Genomic DNA, 1,824 nt, shown 5'->3' with positions numbered 1-1,824 from the left:
TGAGCCGGCCGGGCAGCGCCGTGGTCATCTTTGTCTCACCAAACACGTTAGCCCATTCAGCAAACGCAAGGTTGGTGGTGATGACGACACTGGTCCGTTCATACAGCTTAGAGAGTAAATGGAACAGCAGCGCCCCGCCGGGTTGACTAAAGGGCAGGTACCCCAGCTCATCGAGCACCACGAGGTCCATATACATCAAACGATTGGCGAGTCGTCCGGGTTTGCCGGTGGCCTTTTCATGCTCCAGTGCATTAACCAGCCCGACGGCCGGGAAGAATCGCACACGCTTGCCGTGCTGCGTAATTCCCGCCACTCCGAGCGCGGCCGCCAGGTGCGTCTTACCAGTCCCCGGCGCCCCGGTGAAGACCACGTTATGCGCCTTCTCGGTGAACGCTAAGTTGGCCAGCTCATTGCCCAGGCGCGCAGCGGCTTTCCCTTGCGTAAAACCGAAGCCGCGCAAGTCACGATGCACGGGGAAGCGCGCCGCGCTTAACTGATAACGAATGGAGCGCAGGTGGCGCCCGGTGCTTTCGGCCGCCAGTAAATGTTGGATGAGCCAGCGGCTGCTCTGAAGACCGGCGCTGCCGCCCGCCTCGAGGAGCTCTGCGTAACTCGATGCCATGCCGTATAACTTCAACGCTTTCAATTCGGCGGTGACATCACGCCTGGCCCACCTCCTCGGCGCGGAGGCCGTCGTAGCGGGCCGGATCAGCCCGCGGCGCTTCCATCAGCTGCAGGGCGGTCCCGGCCGTCGTGGCCGGCAGCCCGCGGCGCAAGCGTGCGAGCACATTCATCACCTGCTCGCCATTAATGGCGCCAGATTCGAGAACCAACTCCACCGCGGCCAGCGCCGCCTCCAGTCCGTGCAGTGGGACCGCCGCCAGTACTTTGGCCATCACGCGCTCACCGCCTTCACGCCGCAGCAGGACTTTTTGTAGTTGTCGTAATGGCAGCGGCATCTCCATAAACGGCGCGCCGTTGCGCAGCGCGCCAGGTTTACGCATCACCACCGGAATATAGTGCTGCCAGTCATAACAGATCTGATTGCGTTCAAACGTTCGCAGGTGACTCGCCACCATCGGCGGCTCCATCACCAGTTCGATCCGCTCGGGATATAACCGGATCCCCATCATCTGCCCGGCCCATTCGCAGGGCACCGAGTAACGATTGCGGTCCACGCTGACCAAACACGTGCCCGGCACCCGGCCCAGTTCTTCAACGTAGCCATCGAACAACGTCGGCACCGGCATCAAGTGCGATAACTCGTGTTCGAGCGCCTCACTCACGCGCACCTCGCGATATTCGGGATGTGTGAGTTCACCCCACAACGCACGGCAGCGCTGCGACAGCCAAATGTTCAATTCTCCGAAACTGCTGAAGGTCTCGCGACCCGCCTCCTGCCACACCCGGCGCCGGCTGTCTTGCACGTCCTTCTCCACCACCCCCTTCGCCCAACCCGAGGCCACGTTGCAGAAGTCCGGATCAAACAGATAGTGCGCGCACAACGCCGAGAACCGCGCGTTAACCCCCCGACCTTTGCCCTTCTTGACCTTGTCAACCGCTGTCTTCATGTTGTCGTAGATGCCGCGTCGTGGGATCCCGCCCAGCGCCACGAACGCTCGCGTGTGCGCATCGAACAGCATCTCGTGACTTCGGTTCGGATAAGCGCTCAGAAAAAACGCACGACTCGCGCATAACTTCAGATCGCCAGCTGCAAACGACGGACCGTGCCGCCAATCAGCAACTGCTCTTCGCTCCAATCAAACTGAAACGCCTCGCCTAGCGCAAATTTCAACGGCACGAAGGCCGTTTTCGATAACGTCT

The 1,824-nt window shown here is 61.1% G+C and carries 1 protein-coding gene and 1 pseudogene; both read right to left on the bottom strand.

From position 1 onward, the window contains the following. Nucleotides 1-622: ATP-binding protein (locus tag HYX42_RS23195; RefSeq protein WP_293407758.1), on the bottom strand; the 622-nt coding region annotated here is incomplete at its 3' end. Between the two features lie 37 nt (nucleotides 623-659). Further along, a pseudogene (gene istA, locus HYX42_RS23190) lies at nucleotides 660-1,824 on the bottom strand (IS21 family transposase); the annotation flags it as partial.

The sequence above is a fragment of the Polaromonas sp. genome (genome assembly GCF_016185115.1).
Taxonomy (GTDB): Bacteria; Pseudomonadota; Gammaproteobacteria; order Burkholderiales; family Burkholderiaceae_C; genus Polaromonas.
Note: the sequence above shows the minus strand (reverse complement) of the source record. Positions and strands in the feature narration are given on the sequence as shown.